This is a genomic window from Corynebacterium sp. MSK073 (assembly GCF_030232085.1).
Lineage (GTDB): Bacteria > Actinomycetota > Actinomycetes > Mycobacteriales > Mycobacteriaceae > Corynebacterium.
In genome coordinates, this window is sequence record NZ_JASPIY010000033.1 from 1 (window position 1) to 1899 (window position 1899).

2 protein-coding genes are annotated in these 1899 nt (G+C 51.8%); both read right to left on the reverse strand.

Annotation, left to right across the window (positions count from 1 at the left end; all coding sequences use genetic code 11):
• Positions 1-60 precede the first annotated feature (60 nt).
• Positions 61-885: an ATP-grasp domain-containing protein gene (locus QP970_RS11520; protein ID WP_239268778.1), complete on the reverse strand. Its 825-nt coding sequence runs from the start codon at positions 883-885 to the stop codon at positions 61-63.
• A 333-nt stretch (positions 886-1218) separates the two neighbouring features.
• The coding region (locus QP970_RS11525; protein ID WP_284869960.1) for an EamA family transporter at positions 1219-1899 on the reverse strand (681 nt) is incomplete at its 5' end.

The window sequence follows — 1899 nt, forward strand, 5'->3', positions numbered from 1 at the left end:
CCCGTCGTGCGACCGCTGCAGCAGCGACCCCTGCGCCGATAACAGCAATTCGGGTCGTCATCACGCATCCTTTCCGGGGGCAACAGTAAACAGATCACCATGGGCGTCGAAAGACTCAAGAGATTGAAGATCGGTCTCAACAGCAGCACGGTCAGAAGAGCCAAGAAAAACCATGCCAAACGCACCAGTTGTTACGCGATTCGACTTATCGATATAAGTGCCGATCTTTGGTCGCCGCGAGATTCTCTGAACGGTCGGGCGAGTTTGGACAAGATCCCAGTGGCACTGTTGAAGCACACCGTTTGACTGCGGGGTAGGCATGAGCCAGGCGACACACCCGTCAAGATTTCCGGCGAGTACTTCCTGTTCGGCAGCTTGTAAACCATCCACTAGCATCGTGGCGAGAACACTGATCTGGCTGAAACCGCGAGTCGGGAGATAGACCTCGTCGGGTACTTCGGGGCCCATACAGCGACCGTTGTATTCAATAAGTACCCACTGCCCCTTAGACCACCTCAGTTCCACGTGGGAGGCTCCGAAGTTTACTTCCAGAGCGTCAAGGAGCGATAAGGTATATTCCACGGCACCGGAATAGTGGTTGTCCTCCGGTCCTACTGTGATAGCTGAATATATGTGGGGAGCTCCAGATTCCTCCGTAAGTCCGTATCGGAAAACTTCGGTCACAATATGACGCCCTTCGGCTGTCACCGTGTTCACAAAATATTGAGGTCCGTCTACGTACTCCTGAAGAACCACGGAGGGTGATTTTTCTCCTAGCAAAGTCGTAGAATTTTGAATGGTAGTAATCGCTTGAAGAGTCTCGGGTTCTGTTTTGCAGAAATAGACATGGTCACTGCCCCGCTTCCCACAGGCTTGACAACACAATCCTTGACCAGGGACGGGTCTAGATAAAGGCTGTCTTGTGCAGAAGCGGGGGATAGGGTAACAGACCTTGGGGCACGCAGTCCATATTGGTGAGCAACATCAATCATTCCTTGCTTATGGCGACGGTGGCAGATCTTCTCTCTACCGTTATGCGGTAGTCCTAACTCAGCTGAAACCCACTCAGCTATGGATACTCCTGATTCGCTTCCCGGCACAACAAGGTCAAATTTTTCTTGGCTACATTCCCGGAGTAGGGGGCCAGGGCCCATGGATCGGAAATGCTCCCGTCTTCGTTAGCTGAGATGGCATACGGCGGGTTAGCAGTAGCAACCTCTACGTCCCTTTTTGGCGCAGGGTTGCCACCAGATCGGCGCTACTTGAAGAATCATCAACTACTAATATTTTCTTTTTCCGTGTTCCCCACATTGCTTGGCTTATGGTTATTGCCACAATGAGCATCAACAAAGTTAACTGAATTGGTTCGACTTGAGAGCCCAATGCCACCTCGGTAGCCATCACCACGGCCGGAAGGGCCGCGATGATCAGTGCCGAGATGAAAGGCGACGCTAAGGTAATTCCCCACTGCAAGAGCAGGATAGGAAAAGTAATGCACATCACCGATAGCAGGACGATTGACAGGGTAGAGCCTCGAAGCATCTCCGCTTCCACGGAAAAGAAAGCCACGAGACCGCTAATAATCCAAGCTAAGTGAAACCTCACTGCTGCAATCGTGAGAACGCTGTTCCCTTGTTCAGTAGCCCAGCGCGAGGAGTAAAGCACTCCTACCGCAGAAATTCCTGCGCCTACAGCTAGAGCGAAACCCAGATAAGACTGGGGTGAACTGCTTCCCGTTCCTAGGAAGAAAAAACATAGAGCCAGAACCACTACTGCAGTTGTGGACACCAATGAACTGCTGAGCCTTCTGGCCGACCAAGTCATTATTACTGCGACAATAAAAGGGCCGACTCCTGTTTCGATGACACTTGCTGCAGTGGGCTGCATCAAAGTAGTGGA